A 25,418-nucleotide genomic window follows, 5' to 3' on the forward strand; every position below is an offset into this window, starting at 1 on the left:
GGCAACCGACGCGTAGGGTTCACGAAACGGCCGACGCGGCGGCCGGAACCGGTCGGTCGACCGACTACGGTGGACCGACCGGGCGGGGCTGGCGACTACACGGATTCTTCGCCCCGTCGGATCACTGACTGTACGAGAGGACGGCGATACCGCGTCGCCGTCGACTGCGTGGAAGACAGCGATAGTGCGTCCCGACTGAATGGACGACTTCGTCCGCGAGTCGCCGGCGACGGGGCGACGACCGAATGCCGTCCTCGGCCGCGCCCTCACTCGATGTAGCCGAGATCCGCCAGCCGCTCCTCCACCCGGTCGTCGGCCGTCTCGACATCGGACCCGGTCTCCATCTCGAGTCGGGGATACGACGTCGTCGCGATCGGGTGGACGCAGGGCAGGACGGTGCCGTCCATGCGATCGTCGGCGGGGACGCCGAGCGTCGCGAGGACCGTCGGGGCGACGTCGCAGAGGTGGGCGGCGCCGATGCCCGCCCGGGCGTCGACGTCGTCGCCGGCGACCGCGACGATCCCCGCCGGCTTGTGGTTCCACGGTTCGGCGGGCTCGCCGAACAGCTCCGGGCGAAGGGTCGCCGAGAGGAAGTGCTCGTAGTCAGCCGGGATGGTGACGACGTCCACTGCACGGTCTGTCTCCGGGCCGTGGAAGAACGCCTCGCGCGGCGCGACGGTCTCGAACACCGCGTCGCCGTCGGGCGTCGTCAGCGCCCGGAGTTCGTTCATCAGTGACCGGCGGACGTCGTCGTAGGCCGACGGCGGCACCGCGCCGTTCGGTTCGCGGCCCTGCAGGTTGATTCGGATGCCGAGTTCGATCCGCGAGCGCACGTACGCCGCCGAGGCGGGGAAATCCACCTGCTCGCTGGCGGCGCTCGCGACCGAATCCGGCACGCGCTCGGCCACCGCGTCGGCCAGACCCACCCGTTCGAGGGCGGCCTCGATCCGCTGACTGGTCAACCCGACCGCGGCCAGCGCGGCCATCGACCTCGTGAGGACGTCGGGCTCGCCCGCGGTCGGTTTCCGCGCCGAACCGGCTTTGAACCCGTTCTCTCTGGCCTGCGACCAGGTCGGCATGCCGCGCCCGCCGCGGGTCGTCTCGACGAGCCCCAGTTCCTCGAGGAATGTGTTGACCCGGAACTCGCGGCCCTCGTAGGGCCCCATTCCGTGATCGCTCGCCACGACGACCACGTCCGGATCGCACTCGTCGATCGCGTCGCCCACCTGGCGATCCACCTCGCGGTAGATCGACCGAATCGCCGCGTCGTCCTCGGGCCGGCGGTGGAAGATCGTGTCGGTCACCTGGAACTGGAGGAAGCCGAACTCGGGCTCGAACCGGCGAGCCAGGTACCGGAACGCCTCGCCGCGCGAGCGGATGGCGTCGCAGTACGCCCCCGTGGAGTCGTCGGTCGGGTAGACCCGATAGTCGCCGAGCTCCGCGCGCACCTCGTCGAGCACGCCCGACGGGTGACTGTCGGGATCCTCCGGCGCCGTGTACCCGGGGATGAGCGCGCCGTCGAACGCCCGCGGCGGGTGCGTCACCGGCGCGTTCACCACCACGCTCGTCTTCCCGTGTCGATCCAGCAACTCCCAGAGCGTTCGCTCGCGCACGTCCGTGGCGTTGACGACGTCCCAGTCGTAGCCCTCGAAGGAGAGGAAGCTGTAGACGCCGTGCTTGCCGGGATTCATCCCGGTGTACAGCGACGGCCACGCGCTCGCCGTCCACGGCGGCACCTGCGATTCCAGCGGCCCGCTCGCCCCGCGCCCGAACAGCCTCGAGAGCGTCGGCAATTCGTCGTCTGCGAACAGCGGGTCCAGCACGCGCTCGCAGGCCGCGTCGATCCCCACCAGCAGGGTCCGGAGCCCAGCACTTCCTGTCATTGTGCTGGAGGGCCACCGATTTGGCCTTGGTTATGAGAACGCTTCGACGGGGTATTCGCCGACTACCCACTCGTGACCCCGTAGCACACTCCCGTGACGAGTATTTACGCCCGAGACGCGACAGCTCTGACGATGGCTACTGAGGCTACCTTCACGGTTCCGTCCGACCAGTTCCCCCTGGGGACGGTGTTCGAACAGCTCCCGGACGTGACGGTCGAACTGGAACGGATCATCCCCGCCCGCGACGTCGTGATCCCGTACTTCTGGGTTCGGGGAACGTCAGTCGCCGATATCGAGGGCACGTTTCGGGAGCACCCGGGCGTCAATCGCATCGAACTCGTCGATTCCGTCGCGGACGAATATCTGCTCCGCGTGGAGTGGGCGCTGGATCACGACGACGTCCTCACGACGTTGACGGAGACGAAAATCGCACTCATCAGAGCCACCGGCACGGATCAGCAGTGGACGTTCGAGATCCGCGGGGACGCTCGAAGCGACATCGCGGCCTTTCAGTCACGCTGTCGGGAGTTAGATATCACCATCACGTTGACCGAGTTGCACGCGCTCACGCCTATCGAGACGGCCACCGAGGCGGCGTTGACCGAGGCCCAGCAGGAGGCGTTGGTGCTCGCCTACGATCGGGGATACTTCAACTCACCGCGTGACGTAACGATGGCGGACCTCGGGGGTGAGTTGGGCATCTCACAGCAGGCCGTCGCCTCTCGACTCCGGCGCGGAGTAAAGCACATCCTCGGGAGTACGCTCTCCGATGTCGAACCGCAGACCCGGTAGGCAACTTAAAAGCGCGTTGGGAATACAAAAGCGGCACTGATCCGGACGGGGGATTTTGTACGCGTAATGGGCAGTACTCCTACCGAATCCTCACTGGACGGTCTGAGCGTCTGGCGCCGGGTTATTCCTGCGGTCGGTCTCCTGCTCGTCGTCGCAGCGATCGGCAGATCGATCAACGAGCTGACTAGCAGCGGCGGTCCGGTAGAAGCTGGGCTCGATTTGATCCTGCTTAGCGCGCCGGGAGTCGTGATGCTGTATATCGGGCTCTGGTTACCGACGTCGTCTATCAAACCCGGGTTCTATCCGCGGATCGTGACGTGGACCTGTGGTGGGGTCGTCGTCATGGGGATCGTCCTCGGGTTGCGCGTCCTCCATCCCGGCGTCGAGGTCAATTTCACGTTTGGAACCCAGGCAGTCCTGTTGTCGATCGGCTCGATCGCGGGGCTGGGGATCGGCGTAAACAACGCGCAGGCGCTCACCCACGCCAAAACGCTCGAGGAGCGAAACGACACGCTACAACGAACCGAACAGCGACTCGAAGAGGCGGTCGGCCAACTACAGGACTCCAACGAACGGTTGGAGCAGTTCGCGTACGCGGCCTCACACGACTTACAGGAACCGCTCCGGATGGTGACGCGCTACCTGGAACTCGCCGAGCGTCGGTACGGGGACGATTTCTCCGAGGATTGCCAGGAGTTCATCGATTTCGCTGTCGACGGCGCCGAGCGGATGAGTGACGTGATCGATGGCCTTCTCGAATATTCACAGGTCGACACGCAAGGTGACTCGTTCGATGACGTCGATCTGGACGCCGTTCTCGACGACGTTCTCGCCGACCTCACGTTCAAGATCGAAGAGAGCGACGCGACGGTCACGCGAGAGCCGCTACCCACGATCGAAGGCGACGACAGACAGCTCCACCAGCTGTTCCAGAATCTGCTGAGCAACGCGATCGAGTACAGCGGCGACGACCCGCCACAGATCCACGTCTCGGCAGCACAGGGCGAGGACGAGTGGACGGTTTCAGTTCGAGACGAGGGAATCGGGATCGACATCGACGATTCCGACCGTATTTTCGATATCTTCCAGCGGCTCCACTCGATCGAGGATCACGCCGGCTCTGGAATCGGGCTGGCCCTGTGCAAACGGATCGTCGAACGCCACGGCGGATCGATCTGGGTCGATTCAGATTCCAATGAGGGATCGACATTTTCGTTCACGCTCACCGCTCGGGTCGAATCGACGAGCGTTCCTAGTGTGGCCGCTCGGCGAGAGAGAACGACGGGATTGACCGGTATCGGACACCACGAGAATGCCGATCAGGCCGCTCCCCAGACCACTAACACCGATTGATCGGTTACAGAGCAATCTTGATCGTCAGCACCGAACTTTTTCTTCGTCGGGTTCGCGCGGAGCGCGAACCCCCTCTGCTCACGGGCGCGCAGCGCCCGTTCGCATGGTCAGCGGGACCGGAGGTCCCGATCGACCCGAAAAAGTTCGGTTTACTTAACTGTGTTGTAGAGGTGCGCGAGGGTTTGCATGCCCCAGCTGCCGCGTTCGATCTCGTGGTAGGTCTCGAGGGCGGGGTTGAACTTCGCCTTGTAGCGGTTGATGCGCTGGGTTTCGGCCCCGACGAGGTCGTAGGTTTCGAGGCCGCGCTCGTGGGCTTCGCGCATGATGGTCCAGTCGAGGAGGTCGTTCGTCGGGACGTCGATATCGCGGTCGGTTCGGACGCCGCCCATCCACCGGCCGACGGTGTCGCCGTACTCGACGGCGAGGATGCCGCCGACGAATTCGTCGTCGACGCGCAGGACGTACGGACGGATCGCGCCGCCCTCGACGCGGTCGTAGAGATCGCGGACGAATGCGGCGGGGACGTCGAACGAGACGCCCTGGGCGGCGTAGCGGGCGGCGACCTGCTCGACGATGTCGTCGATCGCTTCGCGGCCGCCTTCCTCCACGGTGTAAGCGTCTTCGGGCGTGTTCGTCACGTTTCGTCTGGCGTCGCTCGAGAATCGATCGAGGAGGTCGTCGGGGTCGGGCGTGACGTCGACGTGGTAGGTGTAGATCGGCGAGACGTCGTAGTCCTGCCAGACGAACGGCCGCGCGTCGGGGAAGCCGGGTGCGGTCCGGACGTGGACGTACCGGGGCGAGCGCTCCTCGTCGAGCCACTCGAAACAGCCCTCGAGGAAGCGCTCGCGACGCTTCTCGCGCTTTCGCTGTTTGAGCTTGTCGAGGTTGGTGAACGCGGGGCCGAGCGCGGGGACCCGCAGGTGGGGCGGCGGCGAGAACGCCGCCGTCACGGGCCCCTTGCGGAGCGTGAAGAGGGGGAAGACGCCGACGGGTTCCCGACCCTTGTAGCCGATCAGCGGGTACAGCCGTGCGCCAGCGTGCTCGGCGAGGACCTCGAGGGCCTCGTACTCGTGAAAATACGTTACCTGGGGGGACCGGGCGACGATGCGGTTCCACGCGTCGAGCTCGTCGTCGGTCGCGAGGCTGACGCTCACCATGGTTCGAAGGCGCGAGTATCGCGGTCGGCTGACAGTCGACGGATCGGCGGCTCCGTCGTCGCCGACGCGGCTGGTCGGTCGGATGGCGGTCGAGTGCGCATAGGTCAGTGATGGCGGTGAATTCGTTTTGTAATCGCGCGCTTATCGCCCCGGTGCGGTCCGACCAGTGGCGCTGCGAGGGCGATGGGCGAAGCGAGCGATCGCTGGCCGGGCGCCAGCGTCGGGCGATCGGCGTCGGACAGCCGTCAGTGCCCCCGAGCGGCCGTCGGACGCGGTTCGCGTCCCGCGTGCCCTCGGGGGTCGTCGTCGGGCGGTCGCGAGTAGGCGGTCCGTTCCCGCGGCGTTCGGTCGCCTCGGGCGCGGATGCGTCCGGCCGCACTCACCCGCGGTCTGACCCGTCGCGACCGGGGGATCGATCGGTAGTCGAGTCGTAACAAACCGCCGACCGGCCGTGGCCCCGATAAGGGATGAAGCCGTCGTTCTCGCAGTCGAACGCGTACGATACCGGCGAGAGTCGCTTCGCGGAGGTGGCGATCGACCTCGCGGCGCTGGCGAGCGTCGCCGCCCTCGCCGCGGCCGTGCTGCTCGTCTGGAACCCCGCATCGCCGCCGATCCGGGCGCTGGTCGGCCTCCCGCTGGTGTTCCTGGCGCCCGGCTACGCCGTCGTCGCGGCGCTGTTCCCGCGATCGAGCGGCGCCACCGATGGGCACGGCGGGGCGGGTGCCGCCGGCGGATCTGGGTCCGCGAACCGACGGATCGCTCCGCCGGGCGCCCTCGAGTCGGTTCGCGACGGTCCGCCGTCGACGATCGAGCGCCTGGCCCTCTCGTTCGGGACGAGCCTGGCCCTGCTGCCCATGATCGCATTCGTCGTCGCCACCGTCGACACCTTCGCCGCGGCGTCGGTGGTCGCCTCGCTCGTCGCGTTCGTCCTCGGGGGGACGGCGCTCGCGGCGATTCGCCGGTACCGTGTGGCGCCGTCGGATCGGTACCGACTCGACGTCGCAGGGAGTGTCCCGGACACGCGAGCGATGCTCGTCGGTTCGCCCGCGTTCACGCTCGCCAACCTCGCCCTCGTCGGCGCGGTCGTCCTCGCCCTCGCGACCGGCGGCTACGCCCTGCTGGCCCCGCAGGACGGCGAAACCTACACCGATATGCAGTTGCTCACGACGGACGAATCGGGCGAGTACGTCGCGGGCGGCTTTCCGGACGCGATCGAATCGGGCGCCTCGGTCCCGGTGACCGTCGCCGTCGAAAACCAGGAGGACCAGGATACCTCCTACACCGTGCTCGTCCGCCAGGAGACGTACGCGAACGGCTCGGTCGTCGATCACACGACGCTGGACCGCGTCGCCTACGAACTCGACGACGGCACGACAGGCTACGGCGACCTGACGGTCTCGCCGACCGTCGAGTCGGGCCGGGTCCGATTGGTCTTCCTGCTGTACCCCGCCGACGACGTCCCCGCGGAGCCGACGGTCGAGAACGCCTACCGCTACACGCACCTCTGGGTCGACGTCGGCGGCGTGGCGGGGACTGACGCCGGTGGCGACGGCGCGGAAACCGATGGCGAGGACGATGCAGCCGACGAGGGGGCCGAACCGGACGGCGAGGACGGCGAACCTGACGATAGTGAGGGCCCCGGCGAGGGCGAGGGTCCGCCGGACGATTCCGGTGACGGTCCGCCGGAGGAGTCGGGTGGCGATGACGGGGAGGACGGCGACGATGCCGACGAGGAAGCGGACGATGCCGGTGAGGACGGCGACGAGGACGACGATGGGGGGTTCTTCGACGACTTCTTCGGGGACGATGATGGTGAGGCTGACGGCGACGGCGACGAGTAAGGCTGGGGAACCGATGACGACGACCGGGAGGCGACGCCCACGGTAGTCTGCGGGATCGTCGGCTCGACATTCGCTCTCTGCGGACTCCCGCACGAGTCGGCTAGCAGAGATCGGCGCTGGTCTCCATCTCTTCTTCGAGTCGTCGACAGCCAACGACCAATGACTCGGGAATACTGGACGCTACCTCGTGGAAGGCTTCGAAAACCACCGCTACTTCATCGAACTGTGGACCACGGGCGGCGACGAGCGGGTCCGTTTCCCAGGTGATGAATCCCAGCTCCGCTAACATTGGCAGGTGGACGTGGTGTAATTCCAGGCGAAGCGTCTCCGGGTCGGGCGGAACGTTGGACATGACGGCACTTTCGGGTAAGGGGACCGGTTCGTTCGCTTCGGCATCCAACAGCGAGACGATCAGTTGACGGCGCGGCTCCGACGAGAGCGCTTCGAAAACGGCGTTCCATCGCTCGCTCACCCGTTCACCGTTTTCGTGATGGGATGGCGCCATGATACCAAATGGCATATTGCGTGGGAGACTATTGTATGTGGTAGATGTGAGGAACCGAGTTACAGAAAACCGCAGCGGGCGCTTTCAGCTGTAGCCGTGTCGAACTGTCGCGGATTTCCGGCACAGTGAAATTGCCAGTATGAAGCCCCTCGAACGCCGGCCCGCTCCACCGGCAACGACTCGGTGAATCGATCGGTCGTCGAATACCGAAGCCTCCTCGCCAGCCCTGTCGCCGTTCGATTCAGACATCTCCGATAGTTATATAACTGGTCGTGACGACTGATTGAACGGAAGGCACGCTCCACTTCGACGCGGGGGCATGCGCGATAGAATGTCCCGGGTGGGCCAACACCCGAGACGTGGCTTCCGAAAACCCAGTACGGTTTTCAGCAGCCATGTTACGCTACCAACCTCCGAGACAAAAAGGTCTCGCACGCCTGCGGTATCGCCAGCCAATGCTCCGTCCCGTTCTGGATTCGGATTCGAAACTGAGCGGTGACGGTACCCACCTTTCATTGGGGGTCGTCTGATGGGACGCTACGAGTACGATCGACCGTCGCCGGGTCGCGCCTGCGAGCGCTGCGGGCAGGAACTCACGGACGCACACAGCGTTCGGCTGGTCGCGGTCCACGAAGGCGCGCACGCGGATCGCTATCGAGACGTGGAGAAACACGTCTGCGGCGACTGCGTCGCGGCGCTCGGGTTGCTCGCGTTCGCGGAGGTCGAGCAGTCGGGCGGCTCGATCGCGGAGCGACTCGAACCGGTATGGACGATCGGGGGGTGATTCGAGGTGTCTGTCTCACTGGGGGAACGCACCGCAAGACGTGATCTCGAGCGGTTCGATCGAGACCGTTGGGGGTTTCTACCGCACCGCCAGCGAGTCGGTCGTATCGCTCGCAGGTTCGTCGACCCCGGGTGAATGCGTAGGAGGTGTCTCACACGAGATGGGGACACGATTTGTTGCTTCTCGTCCGCGAAATCCGCCACTCGACGGACGTCCGAGGCGGAACGTGAGCGCGTCGTCGGGAAAAAGCACCCTTGCAGCCGCAGCCCCAAGTCCGAATCGGCCGGCACCGCTTCGGTCGGGTGTGACCTCCCGTCGTGACGAACTCGGCGACGAGTCGTACCGCGAGGCTGACGATCGCTACGGCGACGATCCGTACGCGGAAGACGAGAACCGCGGCTGGCTGCCCTTCTACCCGTCGTGGGGGTGGGGCGGCGCGTGGGGCGTGCCGTTGCCCGTTCGCAGAAAGGGGGAGGCGTATTCCGAGGAAGCGGCGTACGAGAATGCCGACGAGGACGCCGACGGAAGCCTCTGGGACGAGGGCCTGATCACGCTGCTGATCGTCGCCGGCGTCGTTCTCTTCCTGTTCCCCGAGCCGGCAACCTCGGCGCTCGGAATCTTGCTCCTGTCCATCGGCGTGATCGCGTGGCTCGTCGACTGGGCGTTGTAATACCGGAATCGAACCGCGGTACGGTTCCGTCGTATCACGCGCTCGATCCCAAGTGCCGGGGCACCGACACGTTCGTGAGCGTGGCCCCGGCTCCGTTTGCGTCACCCCTGCACTATCTCCCGCTCGCGGAACACGTCCTCCGTCTTCGACACGCGGTACTGCTGCGTCCCGACCAGTCGGTCCTGGAGGGTGGTTCACCCGACCGTCCGGAGTCCCCCGGCCGATACGTCGATGTCCCCAGCCGCACCCCGGAGGGCGCCATTCTCGGTGACCAACGTGAGGTCCGCTCGTCGCGCAACGGCGAGATAGGACGCGTCGTAAAATGTCAGACCAGTTTCCCGAGCGATGTCCATCGTCGTCGATCCAGTCGTCCGCATCTCGTTCATCTCGTCTTCCAACCGATCGAGGATATCGATCGCGTCGGAAACCGTCGAATCGGACAATTCGTCCCGAGCGAGTCCGATCTTCCAGATCGCATTCGCCGCCTCGTACCGCGTTAGGTCTAACCAGCATTCGTCAAACGATACGTCGATTTCGACTTCTGCATCACCGTTTCCGAGAATGACCTCGACAACCGAACTCGCATCGAACAAATATGAAGCCGACATTCGTTATCGTTCTGCTCGCGTCTCTCTGACAGCCGAGACGATCGCGTCCGTTTCGACGCCCTCTCCGACTTCGTTTCGAAGCGCGTTGACGTCCGTGCGGAGCCGTTCGCGTCGCCGCTCGCGCAACTCTTCCTCGAGCGCATTTCGGACTACCTCGCTCACGTTGATGTCCTCATCTTCGAGATCCCGCTTCAACTCGTCGGGAATCTTTGCGGAGACTGTCGTGGTCATACTACTACGTATTACGTCGGGGTATTACAAAAGAGTAATCTCCGGTAACTCAATCGTGGTTACGAGGCGTATTCGGTACACGCTACGATTCGCCCTGGCCCTACGCCTCGGTCCGAAACCGCGCTTCGATCTCGTCCGGTCCGGAGACGGCGAAGCCGGCGTCCGAGTCAGTCTCCTCGTACTCGCTCTCCGCGATCCGCTCACGAAGCGCGTCGAGGGACTCCCCATCCGGCAGCACGACCTCGAACCAGGCGAGGCCGCGCTCGCCGGCCGGCTCCGTGCGCCCGTTCCACGTGTTCGCGCCGAGGTGGTGATGGTAGCCGCCGGCGGAGACGAACAGCGCGGCCGGCAGGTCCGTCTGGACCTCGAAGCCGAGGAGGTCCACGTAGAACTCCCTGAACCGCTCCAGCGAGGTCACCTCGAGGTGCACGTGGCCGACGTCCGTCTCGGGGGGTGCGCCCGCCTCCCCCGTGCTCGCGGCGACGATCGGGTCGAGATCGAGGGGCTTCGTGTAGATGCCGACCCGGCCGTCGTCGGTGCGGGGCCACGCCTCGCGCGGGAAGTCGCGGTAGATCTCGACGCCGTTGCCTTCGGGATCGGTCGTGTACAGCGCCTCGCTGACGCCGTGGTCAGAGGCACCGCTCAGGTGCCGGTCGGCCCGGAGGCGACCGAGAGCGTCGCCCAGCGCGGCCCGCGTCGGAACGCGGAAGGCGGTGTGAAAGAGCCCGGCGGTCTCGGGGCGGCGGTCGGGCGCGTCGGTGGCGTCGAGGACGAGCAGCGGTGCGTTCGCGGTGCCGAGCGTGGCGCTGTCGTCGGCGCGGTCGAGCACGTCGAGGCCGACGACGTCCCGGTAGAACGCGGTCATCTCCTCGCGGTCGGCCACGGCGAGGGCGGTTCGGCCGATCCGGGTCTCCGGCGGCAGCGCGGTCGGTGGTGTCCGTGTCATGGGGTCAGAGCCCGACGCCGAGCGCGTAGGGCCAGGCGGTGTCGGCGACGGCCAGGAATACGAGCGCGGCCCCGAAGAGCGTGACGTTTTTCATGAAATCGGTCAGCTCGGACTGGCGCCGTTCGGGATCCTCGACCGTCCAGAAGTCGTGCATGACCGGCGTCACCGCGAGGAAGAACAGCGCGAGCACGGCGGCGCCGACGAGCGGGTAGATCCCGAACGCGATGGAGAGGCCGCCGCCCGCGAGGGCGACGCCGGAGGCCGCCACGGCGAGGCGCGGCGCCGGGACGCCCTTGGCCGCGGCGTAGCCGCTCATCCCGCCGAGCCCCGTGAAGTGATTCAGCCCCATCAGGGCGAGCACGACGCCGAAGCTGATCCGACCCACCAGGAACGGGATGCCGTCTGCGACGGTCTCGATCGTCATCGCGACACCGCCTCGTTCTGGCCGGGGCGGTCGTTTCGATTCGTCGCGTCGATCGATGAGTGTGGTTTCATCGTAGACTTGATTTGGAACCAAACCCGTATATACCTCAGGCAACAAGCGTATGAGTAGGTAATGACGACCCAACCGCCGACGGCCGAGACGACCGAGGAGCGTGAGACGACCGAGGAGCCTGAGACGGCCGACGACACCGAGGTCGAACGGCTGAACGAGGACGTCTGCACCGTCGTCGAGTCGATCGAGGAGATCGGGTCGAAGTGGAAACTCATCGTCCTCAACGACCTGCGAGACGGCGAGAAGCGCTTTAACGAACTCAAACGATCGACGGGCGCGAGCTCCTACACCCTCTCGCGCGTGCTCGACGATCTGGAGGCGGACGGGTTCGTCGAGAATCGCAAGGAGCTCGAATCGCCGGTCGCGAGTTACTACGCACTGACCGAGAAGGGAAGCGCGCTCTGTCCCGTCTTCGACGCGGTCGACGAGTGGGGCGAGAACTGGCTCGGCTAACGATTCGGTGTCTGGTCGGTCACGTTACTCGTGCCGTGGACTTGGACAGGCCGCGTACCAGCGCGATGCGTTCAGAACTGGTATCGCCTCTCTCCACGTCGGATCTCGCGGGTCCACTCGGCCTCGTCGAATTCGTAACTGCGCCGTCACCTCGCTTCCCTCGCCACCTCTCGTTCGAATTCGCCGGCGGTTCACTCCGCGAGATCACGGGGTGAATGGGTCGCTCCACGGGCTTTTCGTGTTCATGCTCCTGAACGGGGATGGGATCCCGGCGCGCTACAGGGACCAGCCGACGTCGATCAAACGCGGGCGAGCCTGACGCTGGAATCGGAGCAGGGCCACAAGGACCTGTTCGAGCGGATGCCGGCCGAAGCGTCGATTTGAAGATCGATATTCACTTCGCGAAATATGACGATCGGTCCGGGTTCCCCTTCGGAAATTTTTCCTCTCGATCTATTATGTATTTCGAATCTTTCGCTTTACTGTTTCAGACCCAGATAACGTCTGGCAGTCCGTGTTGGGGTATTGAAAACACGAATCGGATAACGTACTGCATTTCACGATAGACCGATCAGTTATAATTCATCACCGTTCCACGAATACCGTCACAACATCGGTCATTCTCATCGCGATATCTCCCCACCCAAAGCGTTAATGACATTGAGAGGCGTATCGTGTTTCGGTCGAAGTTCACCGAAGAGGGGACTCGCTTGTTGTCCTGTTACTGTCGAATCCCATCTCACCACCTGCAAACGCAGGGCTCAAACCGTTTCGCCACGGACGTACGAACAGTGACTCGAGGGCTCGGCGCCGTCCTGTTCGGCGACCCGTTCGCCGTGATGAACACGATCGGGCTCGTCGCGTTCGCCCTGGTCGGTTCGGCGAAGGCCATCCGCGAGGAGTTCGACCTGTTCGGCATCGCCGTCGTCGGACTGGCGATGGCCTTCGCCGGCGGGACGACGCGCGACCTCCTCGTGAACCGGGTCCCGCTCGCGCTGCAATCGCCGATCGAGATCGGGCTGGGCCTGTGCGGCGTCGGCCTCGCGATCGCGTTGAGCGCCGTCCTCCGGGCTCCCGAGACCCACCCGATCACGCTCGTCGCGGACGCGATCGGCCTCGCCGCGTTCGCGACGACCGGCGCGATCGTCGCGACCGGGGCGAGCCTCCCGGCGGTCGGCGTCGTCGCCGTCGCGACGATCAACGCGGCGGGCGGCGGCGCCGTGGCGGACGTGCTGCTCGATCGCTCGCCGTTCATCCTCTTCGAGGACTTCTACGCCAGCTGCGCGGTGCTCGGCGGGAGCGCCTACTGGGTCGCGACGAGCGCGGGCGCCGCCGGGCCCGCTGCGGCCGCCGCGTGCGCGATCGTGACCGTCGGGACGCGCCTGGCGGCGGTCACGTTCGGCTGGAGTCTTCCGACGATGCAGCGACTCGGGCTCCGACGGACCTGACCGGCGGTCTCCTGCGGGCCGGGACCTCCGAACTCGTGACGAGACGGCCGATCGTCGACGCTGGCGGTTGCTGCGGGCAATTTCGCCAGCGGCGCGGCGCTATCTCGGTGCCGTCCGGGGCTTTCGCGGCACGTAGAATCACCGTACCGAGCGGACAGTCGCGGCATAACAAATCTTCCGAAGACGGTGGTATCGCGGGCACGGTATGATCTCCAACAGACGAACGGCCGGTACCGTCGCGACCGTCTCCCTCCTCGCGCTGATGGTCGTGACGGCCCTCGCGTTCGGTGCGGCGGGTGGCGCGCTCGCGCAGGACGGCGACGGACTGGCCATCTCAGAGTACAACGGCGACACCGACCGCTACGTGGCGGTGCAGGGCGATCGATGCGTGCAAATCGATCCGCTCGGCGACGGCCACCGCACGGTCGAAGAGTACTACGACTATCGCAACCCCGGGACCGATCCCTCGTCCTACACGTACAGCTCCCACGGCACGACCCATCTCCAGGAGGACGACACCAGTCTCCTCTTCCTCCACGAGGGGAGCGACGGGCTCAGTCTGGTGTTCGTCCACGACCGTTACGAGGGTGACACCGAAGGCGGCGCGGCGACGCTGCTCTTCAAGAACCTGCCCGAAGACGGCGAGTGGGTCGTCGAGGACGACAACTACGACGGCTCCGAATCGACGTGGGACCACGCGGAGACGTCGAGTCGAATCACCTCGGTCTGGGCCGAGGGGCGGACCGACGGCGGCGCGTTCAACGGCCTCGAGGGCCCGTTCGCGGTCGAAATCACGCCCTACTTCAACGATCTGGCCGACTACCGCGACGGGCCGGGCCAGATCACCGACTGGCAGCTCCTCTCGGGCGAGGATCACGATCCGAACCGCACGTCGCTCAATATGAACGAACCCGTCACTATCCGGACCGGAAGCTGCGTCGAGACCACGTCCGTCAGCGCGAACCAGACGGCGACGGTCGGCGAGCCGGTCGACGTCGAGGCGACGATCACCAATAACGGCGCTCGCGAGGAGACGGTGACGGTCCCCATCGCCGTCGACGGTGAGGTTATCGAGGAAGAAGAGGTAACCGTCGCGGCCAACGGCTCCGAGACGCTCACCACCTCGGTCGTCCTCGACGAAGCGAAGCGATACGCGGCGTCCGTCGGGGCGGAGTCGGTGACCATTCACGCTCAGGAGCCCGAGGGCGACGATATGCCCGGCTTCGGCGTCGGTGTGGCGCTCGTCGCGCTCATCGCCGCCGCCGGATTCGTCCGACGACGCGGGTAGGTCTGTATTCGCGGGTTCGCGCGCACGAACGAGACTTTTGGATCCTATCGGCGTCGATTCGACCGGAACGATGCCGTCTCTCGCGTCGACCTCGGCGGCACCCACTGGTGCCATCGACGTCCGGCACCTGGACGATCGTCGGCGTGGCATCGAGTCTCCGAATTCGGCGGGCGTCGCCGGTGCGGCGTCGATATTATGGCGCTCGGTGTCGATCGCGGGATCGAACTGTCGCTCCGCAGGGTGATAGCGATCGCCGAACTCGTATCGGCGATTCCGAACCGGGCCGACCGATCCCGGCCGGCGCCCGGACCGCTCGCGATCAGGGTGCAAGAGCTCTCGAATCGGAACGGCTCGCTGGGACGGAACTCGCGATCACTACTGCCGACTGTCGTCTCGGCTCACTCGACGACGCGCCGGTAGACGGACAGGATGCGCTCGCCCATCCGCTCGAGGCCGAGCGATCGGACGGCGTCGCGGCCGTTCGGCGGCTCGGTCGCGGCCAGGGTCTCGCGGAGCGTCGCGGCGAGCGCGTCGACGGAGTCGGCGACGCCGCCGGGCTCGACGCCGGCGAGACGCTCGGGGACGTCGCCGACGGGCGTCGCGACGACCGGCGTGTTACAGGCGAGGGCTTCCTTGACGGTGCTCGGCGATCCCTCGCGGTGAGAAGTCAGCACGAGCGCGTCGGCGGCGTTCATGTAGTAGGGGATCAGGTCGTAGTCGACGCCCGAGATGGTGTGTAACTCGACGTCGCCCGCCACGCGGTCGTCGGTCGTCGCGACGACGCGTTCGGCCAGCGGGTAGTTCTTCACCGATCGACTCGGGTGGTACGGGAAGAGCACGTGGTAGCCCTCGCTCGGCCAGTCGACGACCGCCCGCGCGTGGTCGGTCTCGATCGGGCGAAACTGTTCGAGGTCGATCCCGTGCGGGATGACGTGTACGTCCCGCGAGAGCCGGTCGGCCATGGACGGATTGACGACGATGACGTCGTCACAGAACCGGACGAACCCCTTCGTCAGCGGGCCGTACCGCCCCATCAGGTCGGTGCCGACCAGGCTCGTCACGACCGGGACGCGACGCTGGGACAGGGCCGCCGGGATCGTCAGCCCGAAGTTCGCGTGCACCAGGTCGTAGGCCGAGAAGTCACGGGCGCGAACGGTCGGACAGAACCGGACGTAGTCCGCGGCGGATCGCCCGTCCGATCCCGATCGGGGCACCTCGAGGACGTCGCTCTCGACGCCCAGTGAGGCGAGCGCCTCGATCTGGTTCGTCACGTACGTCGCGTCCGCGTTCGTCGTGAGCTGGAGGACGCGCATGGGGGTGTGACTATCGTGTCCGCCGTCGGGCCGCCGTTCGCGACGCGATCGCCGGGAGGGCCCTCACGCCCGCCACCGCTTGTACAGCGACAGCAGCGGCCCCACGCCGGTCGCGGTTCGCTCGACGGTGTAGTACGTCGCGAGCGACGGGTTGAACTTCGCCTTGTAGTCCCAGAGGCGCTCGACGTTGGCGCCCGAGAGTTCGGCGACCGAACAGCCCGCGGCGCGCGCCTCGCGGATGGAGTGCCAGTTCAGCAGGTCGTTGATCGGCAGGTCGACGGACCGGGCCGGTTTCGGCACGCCCTGCCAGAACGTGAGCCGGTCGTCGAAGGTCAGCGAGAGCCGGCCGGAGACGGGCCGGCCGTCGACGGTCAGCTCGTAGGCGGTCACCGTCTCGTCGGGGAGATCGCGGTAGATCCGCGTCAGGAACGCCGCCGAGAGCGGGAACGACTCGCCCTGTTCGGCGAATCGGCGCTCGAGCTGGGCGGCGAGCCGTTCGACCGCCGCCTCGCCGCCGCGCTCGATCGCGTACTCGGGGTCCCGTTCGGCTTCGTTCGCCCGGCCCGATCGCTCGCCGGCCCCGTCTCGACCGGCCCCACCCGCCCGCCCCGATTCCCCGTCCACTGCGTCGGCGCGGACGACTTCGCCGCCGTCCGCGACCTCGAGGGCGGGATCGTAGTCGTCCCGGATCGAGGTCCGGGCGTCCCGCGAGAACGAACTGAGCAGTTCGGACTCCGCCCGGTCGATGTCCAGTTCGTAGGTGAATCGCGGCGTGACCTCGAAGCCGTCCCACCTGAACGGCCGAACCTCGTCGTAGCGCGGGTTCGTGACGATCCGGACGTAGTGGGGATCGCACTCGTCGTCGATCCACTCGGTGCAGGCCTCGAGGAACTCCTTCGTCCGGAGGGTGGCCTTCCGGTACTTGATGTTCGGGTCGAGCATCATCGCCGGTCCCAGGTGCGGAATGCCGGCGTGGGGCGGCGGGGAGACCACCAGCCTGAGCGGCCCCTTCGTCGCCTCGAAGACTGGCAAGATGCCGATCGGGTGCTCGCCGTTCTTCCCGACGAGCAGCGAGAGCCGCGTCTCCGTCGCGTCGGCGATGGCCTCGAGGAACTCGTGCCGGTGAAAGGCCGTCGTCTGGTCCGATCTGTCGACGTACGTGTTCCACTGGTCGTCGTCGGAGAGTCGCGTCACATCGATCATTCGTGGGCGTCTACTGTCCCGTCCCACCACCGTTACCACGAAAAGTACCGGCTCGCTACCCCCTCGAACGGGCGGGATAACTATTCCCCGCGTGCCTATCGATCCGACCAACAGTCACATGTTCGGACCCGTTCCCCGCCGAGCCCGGCGGCAGATCCATCGCACCTCGTCGATCGCCCCGTATCGTCGACGCACGGCGCTCGCGCTCCTCGCGACGACGATTCTCCTCCTCGCGCTGATCGCCGGCCCGCCGGTCGGTCTCGGCGCCGGCGCCCAGGACGACCGCGACGAACGGGCATCGAGCGCCGCGGTCGAATCGCGAGGCTACGCCGTCGTCCAGGGGGACCGCTGCGCTCCGATCGAAGCGCTCGGCGACGGCTCCGAGACGGTGGAGGCGTTCTACGACTATCGCACGCCCGAGACCGAGCCGTCGGCCTACGCGTACAGCTCCTACGGTACCACCCATCTCCAGGCCGACGACACCAGCTCCCTCTTCCTGTACGAGGGAGCCGACGGGCTGAGCCTCGTCCTGATCCACGATCGCCTCGACGGCGAGACGGCCGGCGGCTCGATCACCATGGGGTTCGAAGACCTGCCGGCCGACGGCGAGTGGGCCGTCGAGGACGACGACTACGACGGCCGGGACGACGAATTCGCCCACGACGGCGACGCGAGTCGCATCACGTGGGTCTGGTCCGAGGGTCGGACCGACGGCGCGGCGTTTTCCGGGCTCGGCGACGAGTTCGCGGTGACGATCGCGCCCGCGTTCAACGAGGCGGCGGATTTCCGGTACACCGATGACGGGTACGACGGGCAGATAACGGACTGGCAGGTCCTCTCGGGCGAGGAACGCGACCCGGACCGAACGTCGCTCGACCCGGGCGAATCGATCGTCGTGCGGTCGGCGGGCTGTTCGGCCGTGACCGACGTCACTCTCACGTCGCCGGTGACGGTCGGCGACGACGTGACGATCGAGGCGACCGTGCGTAACGACGGCGAGCGGTCGGAGACCGTGACCGTCCCGTTCGTCGTGAACGGGACGACCGTCGACGAGCGGACGCTGACGCTCGAGGCGGGCGAGACGGCGACCGTCGAGACGACGGTCACCGCAGAGACGGCGGGCGTGACCGGCGTCGCCGCGGGCGAGGTGGCGACCGAGTTCGAGGCGGCCGAACCGGCGACCGACGAACCGTTCGACGCCCGCTGGCTCGGTGTCGTCGGCGCGGCGACCGCCGTCGGTGCGCTCGCGCTGGTCGTGATCCGTCTGCGGCGCTGAATCGAGCGGTCGACGAGCGGATCGATCGGACGAACTGCGGTCCGAACGGCGTCGGACGGGCCGAGCGGACGGCCGCCGGGCCATCGCCGTGGACGCCGATCACGCCCGGTAATCACTGATTACGCTGCTCCACCGGCGCCATTACAACGACGGCGCGGCGGTATTCGTCGGACGACGAATGTCTGGACCTCCCACGCCGACGGCGAGTACCGGCGAGCGAGCGCTGCTCGCCGTCGGCTTTCTCGCGTTGACCGGCGCGCTCGCCGGCGCGCACGGCTCGCCAGCGACCGGCTACGAACGCTCGCTCTACGCGGCGACGCCGGTCGCGGTGTGGGCCCTGCTCGCGGCGGCGCTCGGGCTCTCGCTCGTCGTCGCGCTGGTAACCCGGTCGCGCGTGACACGGCGGTTCGCGCTGGTCCTCGGCGGCGGTGCGACGCTCGCGGTCGTGGCGCTGCCCGTGTTGCGCGGCTACTGGTTCCTCTCGGGCGGCGACGGGCACACCCACCTCGGCTGGGCGCGCGGGATCGCCGCGGGGGCGTACCATCCCGCGGACCTGCGGTATCCGGGGCTGCACACCTCGACGATCTTCGTCGGCCGGACGCTCGGGATCGACCTCGCCCACGCGATGTTGCTGGTGATCGTCGCCCTGTGCGCGATCTTCTTCTGCTTCGTCACGCTGACGACGTCGCTCTTCTTCGAGAGCCGCTACAGCGCGGTCTTCGGGGCGTTCTCGGCGTTTTGCCTGTTGCCGATCACGACGCTCAGCACGTTCCTCTCGCCGCACGCGATGTCGCAGGCGATCCTGTTCTCGACGGCGGTGGTCTTCGTCCTCTTCGCCTACGCCCGCCGCGGGGCCGTCGGCTCGTCCGGCCGGACGTACTGGCTCCTCGCCGCGCTGTTACTCGTCGCGCTAGTCCTCTATCATCCACAGCACGCGGCCCACGTACTCGTCGTGCTGGGCACGACCTGCGCGCTCCAGTGGGTCGCCCGTCGGTACGAACGACCCCCGACGATCGCATCCCACGCGCCGCTGTACGGGTTGACGCTCGTCCTGGTCGCCGCCTTCCTCGTCTGGAGCGCGAATCACGAACTCATCCAGTCGGTGGTCCAGTTCCACGTCGAGAGCACGATCGAGTTCCTCCTCGGGGCGAACGACGCGGCCGGGGACTCGGTCGGCGCGCAGGCCGACTCGCTGAGCGCGGTCGGCGGGAGCCTCGCCCTCGTGGTCCTGAAACTCCTCGGTCCGAACGTCGTATTCGGGCTCCTGAGCGGACTCCTGATCCTGGGGACCCTCCTCGGCGTCGCCCTCCGCCGGCGCCACCAGACCCGGGCTACCATCGCCTACCTCACCGCGGGGCTGGCGGGCCTGTCCGTCCTCTTCTTCCTCTACTTCTTCGGCTCGTCCGGAATGATGTACTTCCGCGTCTTCGGGTTCATGATGCTCTTCATCACCGTCCTGGGGGCGCTGGCGCTGGCCGCGTCGATGGAGTCGATCTCCGTCGCCCCCGCTCGCGGCGTCGCCCACGTCGCCGTCAGCGTCGCGTTCGCGGTCCTCCTCGCGGCGTCGTTGGCCGGCGTCTTCGCCTCCCCCTACATCTACAGCCCGACGGCCCACGTCACCGAACAGTCGATGACCGCCCACGCGAACGCGTTCGACGCCGCCGACGAGGACGTCGGCTTCGTCGGGATCAGAAGCGGCCCGAATCGGTACGCCGACGCCTACTACGCGCCGCTCGATCGGACCTCCGGCTACCGGGGCGTCAGCGGCGAGGAGATCGAGTCCGGGTTCGCCGACCTGGAGTCGGATCGGTACCTCGTCGTCAGGGACGCGGATTACGAGCGCGAGGTCGAGGTCTACCGTGAGCTACGGTACACGGCGGCCCAGCTCGAGTCGATCCCGACCCAGCCCGGCGTCGATCGGATTCAGTCGAGCGGCGAGGTAACCGTCTATTACCTCTCCGGCGGGGCGCCGGAAGCGTAGACAGACGGCCCGACAGTCGAGCGTCGCCGGTCCGACTCGTCATCGGCGGTGTCGGCTGCCGTCCGAGGTCGCTGATCCGAGGCGGTCCCGCCTCCGTCGCTCGACGCACCGCCGTCCGCGAGCGCACGAATTCGTCACCGGTCGGTCGGCGATCGCGGAACCGGAGCGGCGCGTACTCAGTCGTTCGCGACCGCGTCGTCGGCGCTTTTCGGGCACCCCTCGGGGACGCGGTCGACGGGGTCATCTCCGGCGCTCTCGTCGATGTTCGCCGTATCCGCGCCGCCGTGGGCGGTCGCGGTCTCCCAGCACGTGTCGGTACACGCGACGGCCGCGTGATTGGACTTCTCCCAGACGGCGTCGCCCAGGGCGATGTCGGAGCTGTGCCCGCCGAGGTCGGAGTCGACGACCTCCCCTTCCTCGTAGAACTGCCAGAGGCCGCGGTCCGGGCCGCCCGCCGCACAGCAGTTTTCGAGCTTTGAGCCGTCGGTGCCCAGGCGGAAGTTCGCGCGTCCGTTGTTCTTCGCGTAGGAGTTTCGGATCGCGACGGTCCCGCCGGCGCCGGGGATCGAGTGGGCGTCCGAATTGCCCGGTCCGGATGCGTAGACGCCGTTGTCCGTCCAATTCTGGACGTTGAGCCGGTCGATATCCAGGTGGCCCGCGTGGTCCCAGTAGACGTAGATGCCGGTCGCCTTCGGATCGCCGACGGTCACGTCGAGGGAGACGTTCTCGATGGTTCCAGTCCCCTCGGGGTCGGTGACGCGAGCGCGGAACGGCTCCGTGTGTCCGCCCTCGAAGTGGCCCGTGACCCCGATGTTCCGGATCGTCCAGTCCGCGCCGTCGGCCTGGATCTCGTAGGTCGCGCCGTCGGCCGAGATGTCGAGGAGCACGTTCTCCCACGTCTCGCCCGACCCGACGTTCTTGGTGAACGTTTCGCCCGCACCGACCGTAATCGTCTCGACGTCGCCGTCGGCGGCGGCCGCCCCGCCCGCGGCGTTCAGCAGGCCGACCGAGCTCAGCGCCGCGCCGACGCCGAAGAGGTAGCCGCGTCGACTGGTGGTCGTCTCGTCCGAAGCGTGTGCAGCCGTCTGTGGCTCACTCATCAACAGTTGCGGAGACCCTGCCAGGGTAATCCCCTGCTGTTCAACTGTTAACCGTATATTACGCCCCGGATAGCGCCAGCCGGTGCTACGCGATCCCGCGACCGAATCCGCGGGCAGTATCGCGTGCGAACCGCGGATGCGGGCGGTAATCGACGGCTGGCCCCGGCGAAGCGGCGGGTTACCCGGCAGTTGACCCTCGGGCGGGCAGCCGTCGGTCGCCCGCTCGCCCGTCCGAAGCGCGGTTCGGTACGCCGCGACCGACTCGCCGTCGACGGCGCCGTACGGGGCCGACTAGACCTCCTCGATCGGTTCGCCGTCGACGGCGAGCGTACGAACCTCCGTCGCGCCGTCGTGGTCGCGCACGTCGAGACTGGTTATCTCGCCCGTGAACGTCCAGACGGTGTACGCCTCGTCCGACCCGGAGAGCCACCACTCCGCCCAGTCCTCGCCGTAGGCGTCGCCCTCGGCGAGCCACTCCGCGTGGGCTTCCGCGGGCTGGATCTCGCCGGAGACCTCGACGCGGTAGGCGAACTGCCCCGCCACCTCGAGTCGGCGTGGCTCGCTGTCCTCGTCCGCTCCGCCGGATCCGGCGCCGCTCGCCGCTTGCTCGGCGCTGGTCGGACAGCCCTCGGGGATCCGATCCCGGGGCGCACCCTGCGAGGTTCCGTCGATGTTCGCGGTACTCGCTCCGCCGTGGCCGGCCTCGCTCCCCCACCGCGAGTTTCGCATCGTCAGCGAGGCGCGGTTGGACTTCGCCCAGACGGCGTCGCCCAGGGCGAGGTCCGAACCGTCGCTCTGGATGTCGCAGTCGACGATCTCGGCGTGCTCGTAGAACTGCCAGTGGCCGCGGTGGGAGCCGCCGGTCGCACAGCAGTTCTCGAGGCGCGAGCCGCGCGTGCCCAGTCGGAAGTTCGCGCGGTCGTTGTTCTTCGCGTAGGCGTTGCGGATCGCGACCGATCCGCCGGCGCCGGGAATCGGGTGCTCGCCGGGGTTGCCGGGACCGGACGCGTAGACGCCGTTGTCGGTCCAGTTCTGGACGTTGAACCGGTCGATGTCGATGTGGCCGGCGTGATTCCAGTAGACGTAGAGGCCGGTCGCCTTCGGATCGCCGACGGTCACGTCGAGACAGACGTTCTCGATGGTTCCCGTTCCGTTCGGATCGGTGACGCGAGCGCGGAAGGGTTCGGTGTGCCCGCCCTCGTAATGTCCCGTTACGCCGATGTTTCGGATCGTCCAGTCCGCGCCGTCGGCCTGGATATCGTAGGTCGCGCCGTCGGCCGAGATGTCGAGGAGGACGTTCTCCCACGTCTCGCCCGATCCGATCCGCTCGGTGAACGTCTCGCCGGCACCGACCGCGATCGTCTCGTACTTCGAAGCGGCGGCGCCGCGTCCACTGGCACCGGCGAGGATCCCGAGCGAGCCGAGGATCGAGCCGGCGCCGAGGAGATACGATCGTCGTGTCGTGTCGCGTCCGCGTGACCGTCTCGTCGTCGAGTCAGTATCGCTCATTCGTCTATCCGGACCGGCGGACAACGCTAACCGGTTGACCTTCAGGTGTTAATGGTATATTACCCGTCGGCAGGGCCGCTCGCCTCCACTCGTCCGATCGGTGCTAATCCGGCAGGGAGCCGCTTGGGCGGCTCCCCGACTCCGTCGAACGATGGGCCGATACCGACTCAGACCTCCTCGATCGGTTCGCCGTCGACCGCGAGCGTGCGGATCTCCGTGACGCCGTCGTGGTCGGAGACGTCGAGAGTGGTGATCTCGCCGGTGAACTCCCAGACGGTGTAGGCCTCGTCGGAGCCCGAGAGCCACCACTCCGCCCAGTCGTCCCCGTACGCCTCGCCCTCGGTGAGCCACTTCGCGTGGGCCTCCGCGGGCTGGATCTCGCCGGAGACCTCGACGCGGTAGGCGAACTGGCCGGCCACTTCGAGCGTGTGAGACGTCGGCTCCGCGTCCTCGGAGCCGTCGTCCGACTCGTTCCCGTCGTCGGACCTGCCCTCGTCGTCGGCGCCGCCGGTGCGTTCGATCAGTTCGGCTCCGGTGACGCGCTGACCGTCGAGTTCGATCCACATCCCGTCCGGCTGTTCGACGGTGACGTCGGTGATCGGGCCCTCGACGCGGTAGGCGTCGCCGTAGCCGTTGCCGGTGACGCCGCCGGCGTGCCAGACGCCGTCTCGTTCCTCGACGAAGTCCTCGGCGGTGTAGGTCCCGCCTTCGATGGCGCGACCCGACGGACTGTCGTACGGCGCCTCGGCGAACGCGACGGCACCCTCTGCCAGGAACTCGTGCGCGCAGAGGCTGGAGCCGGGCTCGGTCACGAACGCCACGAGGTGGTCGACCCCCGGCGATTCGCCGTCGTCCGAGCCGCCACCCGATTCCTCCTCGGATCCGTCGTCCGACCCGTCGTCGACGCCGACCTGGCCGAACTCGTCGAGGTACCACTTTCGGTCGGCGTGGTATCGATAGATCCCCATCCGGCCACGATCGTGGGTCGTGTCGGACGTGCTGACGACGGCGAGCTCCGTTCCGCCATCGTCACGGATGCTGAAGCGCGTCTCCGAGGCGTCCGTCGATCGCCAGTCGATCCCCAGCGTCAGCTGCTCGCCCGCCGGGATCGACGCGCTCGCCGCCTCCGAGGTGGCCAGGCTCCCGTCGGTCCACCGGTCGAGGCGGATCTCGCCGTCGTCCAGGTCGCAGAGCGCGAGGTAACCCGTGTACGAGTCGAAGCCGCCCGCCGACTGGGCGCCGAACAGCAGTCCCATGTCGGCCTCCTCGGTCGAGTCGAACGCGACCGTCGCCTCGTACCGGTTGCCCGCCGCCATCTCGTGGGAGTCGTGGACGAGGATCCGGTCGGCCGCGGACTCGGCCGACGCGGCGAGCGCCGAGTCGAACGGCACCGACGGCTGGCTCGTCGCAGTCTCCTCGTTGGGATCCGCGTCGAGTTTGTGGGCGTCGTAGACGAGGGAGACGTCCTGGGGCGCCCCGCCACCGCCGTAGTAGCCGGCGACGCCGCCGTACTCGATCTCGTTTGCGGGGTCCGTCGTGAAGCGGATGCCGTCGTTCGAGTAGACGAGTTCGCCGTCGACCCAGCACTCGCTCAGGCCGTCGGCGTTCGCCTGCCCGTTTTCGTAGGTGTTACACTTGACGTGCGTCTCGAAGTGGTTCCAGCCGTGGTCGATCGGGGCGTCGTGGATGTCGTAGATCCTCTCATCCATGTTGTACGTGTACTCGACGAGGTTGAACCCCGGCTCGCCCCGATTCGCGAGCTGCAGGCGAACGGACCAGCCGTTGGTCCCGTCGGGCTGGCCGCCGCCGGAGTGACCGCTTCCCGAGGAGTAGCTGATCGCGCTCACCCAGAACCGGTGGTCCGTGCCGTCGAGGACGAAGTCCTCCGGGATGTAGAGCCAGAACTCCTGCCAGAGTTCGTCGACGCGGCCGTGCTCGTTGGGCTCCAGCCCGTACCGATCGTTCGCCACGGACGCCCACGCGTTCCCGACGTTGACGGTCCCGCGAGGGATGTCGATGCGGTACGCCGACGCGCCCTCCTGCGTCGGCTCGCTCGACGAGAGCGAGTGATACCGACTGCGCGAGACGATATCGTAGACGTCCGCCGGGTCGTCGGATCGATCGTAGTCGACCGCGCCGTCGTACTGGCGGCTCACGCGTCCTCACCCCCCGCGGTGACGATCTCGAACGCGCTCACGTCGCCGCTGAACGCGGTGAGGTCGTCGAACGGTTCGTCGAACGCCTCGACCTGGGGAAGGCCGGTCGCGTCGGCGCCGTCAGCGGTGGTGTCGTCCGCAGTGGATTCGGACGCCGACGCGGCGGAGCTGAACGCGGCGAGGCCCGCCACGCCGCTGGCCGCCTTCATGTAGGATCGTCGGTCGAGTAACGGATTTCGTGACCGTCTCTCCGTCTTCTCAGTCATTGCACCCGATAGGTGTGCGGTCCCCTCCCTGAACGTTCACGTTCACATGAGTTACGTATTTACGTGATCGAGCTCGCGTAGACGAAACGACGAGACGTATCGGAGGGAACTACGGTCGGTTCGACCCGACTGTATCGGGTGCTGAACCGTCGTGTGTCG

Annotated in this window: 22 protein-coding genes; 10 read left to right on the plus strand and 12 right to left on the minus strand. The window is 67.1% G+C overall.

Going from position 1 to position 25,418, the window contains the following annotated elements:
• Window positions 1–266 precede the first annotated feature (266 nt).
• Entirely contained in the window at window positions 267–1,883 is a 1,617-nt protein-coding gene (locus MXA07_RS05440) for an alkaline phosphatase family protein (RefSeq protein ID WP_247731032.1), read from the minus strand.
• A 132-nt stretch (window positions 1,884–2,015) separates the two neighbouring features.
• Between MXA07_RS05440 and MXA07_RS05445 the strand changes: the two genes are divergently transcribed.
• Together MXA07_RS05445 and MXA07_RS05450 are read left to right on the plus strand one after the other, a co-directional pair.
• The gene (locus MXA07_RS05445; RefSeq protein WP_247731033.1) at window positions 2,016–2,675 is read left to right on the plus strand and encodes a helix-turn-helix domain-containing protein; all 660 of its coding nucleotides are present in this window, start codon (window positions 2,016–2,018) and stop codon (window positions 2,673–2,675) included.
• A 66-nt stretch (window positions 2,676–2,741) separates the two neighbouring features.
• Window positions 2,742–4,028 carry an ATP-binding protein gene (locus MXA07_RS05450; RefSeq protein WP_247731034.1) on the plus strand — a complete coding sequence of 429 codons (1,287 nt, stop codon included), beginning with the start codon at window positions 2,742–2,744 and terminating at the stop codon, window positions 4,026–4,028.
• A gap of 149 nt (window positions 4,029–4,177) precedes the next feature.
• Here the strand turns inward: MXA07_RS05450 and MXA07_RS05455 are convergent, their stop codons facing one another.
• Entirely contained in the window at window positions 4,178–5,185 is a 1,008-nt protein-coding gene (locus MXA07_RS05455; protein WP_247731035.1) for a lipid II:glycine glycyltransferase FemX, read from the minus strand.
• 467 nt (window positions 5,186–5,652) lie between these two features.
• Here MXA07_RS05455 and MXA07_RS05460 point away from each other — a divergent pair, with 467 nt between their 5' ends.
• Window positions 5,653–7,026, plus strand: coding sequence for a DUF1616 domain-containing protein (locus MXA07_RS05460; protein WP_247731036.1), 1,374 nt, complete (start codon window positions 5,653–5,655; stop codon window positions 7,024–7,026).
• A gap of 100 nt (window positions 7,027–7,126) precedes the next feature.
• Here MXA07_RS05460 and MXA07_RS05465 read toward each other — a convergent pair whose 3' ends face one another.
• Entirely contained in the window at window positions 7,127–7,546 is a 420-nt protein-coding gene (locus MXA07_RS05465) for a hypothetical protein (RefSeq protein WP_247731037.1), read from the minus strand.
• A 514-nt stretch (window positions 7,547–8,060) separates the two neighbouring features.
• On the opposite strand from MXA07_RS05465, the gene MXA07_RS05470 reads away from it, so the two are divergent.
• Both MXA07_RS05470 and MXA07_RS05475 read left to right on the plus strand, forming a co-directional pair.
• Entirely contained in the window at window positions 8,061–8,315 is a 255-nt protein-coding gene (locus tag MXA07_RS05470) for a hypothetical protein (RefSeq protein WP_247731038.1), read from the plus strand.
• Window positions 8,316–8,619: 304 nt separating this feature from the next.
• On the plus strand, window positions 8,620–8,985 hold the full coding sequence (locus MXA07_RS05475; RefSeq protein ID WP_247731039.1) for a hypothetical protein: 366 nt from the start codon (window positions 8,620–8,622) through the stop codon (window positions 8,983–8,985).
• 611 nt (window positions 8,986–9,596) lie between these two features.
• Here MXA07_RS05475 and MXA07_RS05480 read toward each other — a convergent pair.
• The 3 genes from MXA07_RS05480 to MXA07_RS05490 all read right to left on the minus strand — a co-directional run bounded on the left by MXA07_RS05480 (window position 9,597) and on the right by MXA07_RS05490 (window position 11,194).
• Entirely contained in the window at window positions 9,597–9,824 is a 228-nt protein-coding gene (locus MXA07_RS05480; protein WP_247731040.1) for a hypothetical protein, read from the minus strand.
• A gap of 100 nt (window positions 9,825–9,924) precedes the next feature.
• A complete protein-coding gene (locus MXA07_RS05485) occupies window positions 9,925–10,770 on the minus strand; it encodes a VOC family protein (protein ID WP_247731041.1) in 846 nt (281 codons plus the stop codon).
• A gap of 4 nt (window positions 10,771–10,774) precedes the next feature.
• Window positions 10,775–11,194, minus strand: a complete 420-nt coding sequence (locus MXA07_RS05490) for a DoxX family protein (protein ID WP_247731042.1) — start codon at window positions 11,192–11,194, stop codon at window positions 10,775–10,777.
• Window positions 11,195–11,326: 132 nt separating this feature from the next.
• Between MXA07_RS05490 and MXA07_RS05495 the strand changes: the two genes are divergently transcribed.
• The 3 genes from MXA07_RS05495 (at window position 11,327) to MXA07_RS05505 (ending at window position 14,455) form a co-directional block, all read left to right on the plus strand.
• Complete coding sequence (locus tag MXA07_RS05495; RefSeq protein WP_247731043.1) at window positions 11,327–11,719, plus strand: winged helix-turn-helix transcriptional regulator; 393 nt, start codon at window positions 11,327–11,329, stop codon at window positions 11,717–11,719.
• A gap of 839 nt (window positions 11,720–12,558) precedes the next feature.
• The gene (locus MXA07_RS05500; RefSeq protein ID WP_425492213.1) at window positions 12,559–13,167 is read left to right on the plus strand and encodes a trimeric intracellular cation channel family protein; all 609 of its coding nucleotides are present in this window, start codon (window positions 12,559–12,561) and stop codon (window positions 13,165–13,167) included.
• Between the two features lie 205 nt (window positions 13,168–13,372).
• Entirely contained in the window at window positions 13,373–14,455 is a 1,083-nt protein-coding gene (locus MXA07_RS05505; protein WP_247731045.1) for a PGF-CTERM sorting domain-containing protein, read from the plus strand.
• A gap of 398 nt (window positions 14,456–14,853) precedes the next feature.
• On the opposite strand, the gene MXA07_RS05510 is transcribed toward MXA07_RS05505, so the two are convergent.
• Window positions 14,854–15,768, minus strand: coding sequence for a glycosyltransferase family 4 protein (locus MXA07_RS05510; RefSeq protein ID WP_247731046.1), 915 nt, complete (start codon window positions 15,766–15,768; stop codon window positions 14,854–14,856).
• 63 nt (window positions 15,769–15,831) lie between these two features.
• Entirely contained in the window at window positions 15,832–16,971 is a 1,140-nt protein-coding gene (locus MXA07_RS05515; protein ID WP_247731047.1) for a GNAT family N-acetyltransferase, read from the minus strand.
• 91 nt (window positions 16,972–17,062) lie between these two features.
• On the opposite strand from MXA07_RS05515, the gene MXA07_RS05520 reads away from it, so the two are divergent.
• Together MXA07_RS05520 and MXA07_RS05525 are read left to right on the plus strand one after the other, a co-directional pair.
• The gene (locus MXA07_RS05520) at window positions 17,063–18,247 is read left to right on the plus strand and encodes a CARDB domain-containing protein (RefSeq protein ID WP_247731048.1); all 1,185 of its coding nucleotides are present in this window, start codon (window positions 17,063–17,065) and stop codon (window positions 18,245–18,247) included.
• 178 nt (window positions 18,248–18,425) lie between these two features.
• Window positions 18,426–20,228 carry a hypothetical protein gene (locus MXA07_RS05525; protein WP_247731049.1) on the plus strand — a complete coding sequence of 601 codons (1,803 nt, stop codon included), beginning with the start codon at window positions 18,426–18,428 and terminating at the stop codon, window positions 20,226–20,228.
• 176 nt (window positions 20,229–20,404) lie between these two features.
• Here the strand turns inward: MXA07_RS05525 and MXA07_RS05530 are convergent, their stop codons facing one another.
• The 4 genes from MXA07_RS05530 to MXA07_RS05545 form a co-directional block, all read right to left on the minus strand.
• Window positions 20,405–21,328, minus strand: coding sequence for a hypothetical protein (locus MXA07_RS05530; RefSeq protein WP_247731050.1), 924 nt, complete (start codon window positions 21,326–21,328; stop codon window positions 20,405–20,407).
• 291 nt (window positions 21,329–21,619) lie between these two features.
• Complete coding sequence (locus MXA07_RS05535) at window positions 21,620–22,837, minus strand: hypothetical protein (RefSeq protein ID WP_247731051.1); 1,218 nt, start codon at window positions 22,835–22,837, stop codon at window positions 21,620–21,622.
• 167 nt (window positions 22,838–23,004) lie between these two features.
• The gene (locus tag MXA07_RS05540; RefSeq protein ID WP_247731052.1) at window positions 23,005–24,993 is read right to left on the minus strand and encodes a hypothetical protein; all 1,989 of its coding nucleotides are present in this window, start codon (window positions 24,991–24,993) and stop codon (window positions 23,005–23,007) included.
• A complete protein-coding gene (locus tag MXA07_RS05545) occupies window positions 24,990–25,259 on the minus strand; it encodes a hypothetical protein (RefSeq protein ID WP_247731053.1) in 270 nt (89 codons plus the stop codon). The genes MXA07_RS05540 and MXA07_RS05545 overlap by 4 nt, the downstream gene beginning before the upstream one ends.
• Window positions 25,260–25,418: the final 159 nt, after the last annotated feature.

This window comes from Halovivax limisalsi (assembly GCF_023093535.1).
GTDB lineage: Archaea > Halobacteriota > Halobacteria > Halobacteriales > Natrialbaceae > Halovivax > Halovivax limisalsi.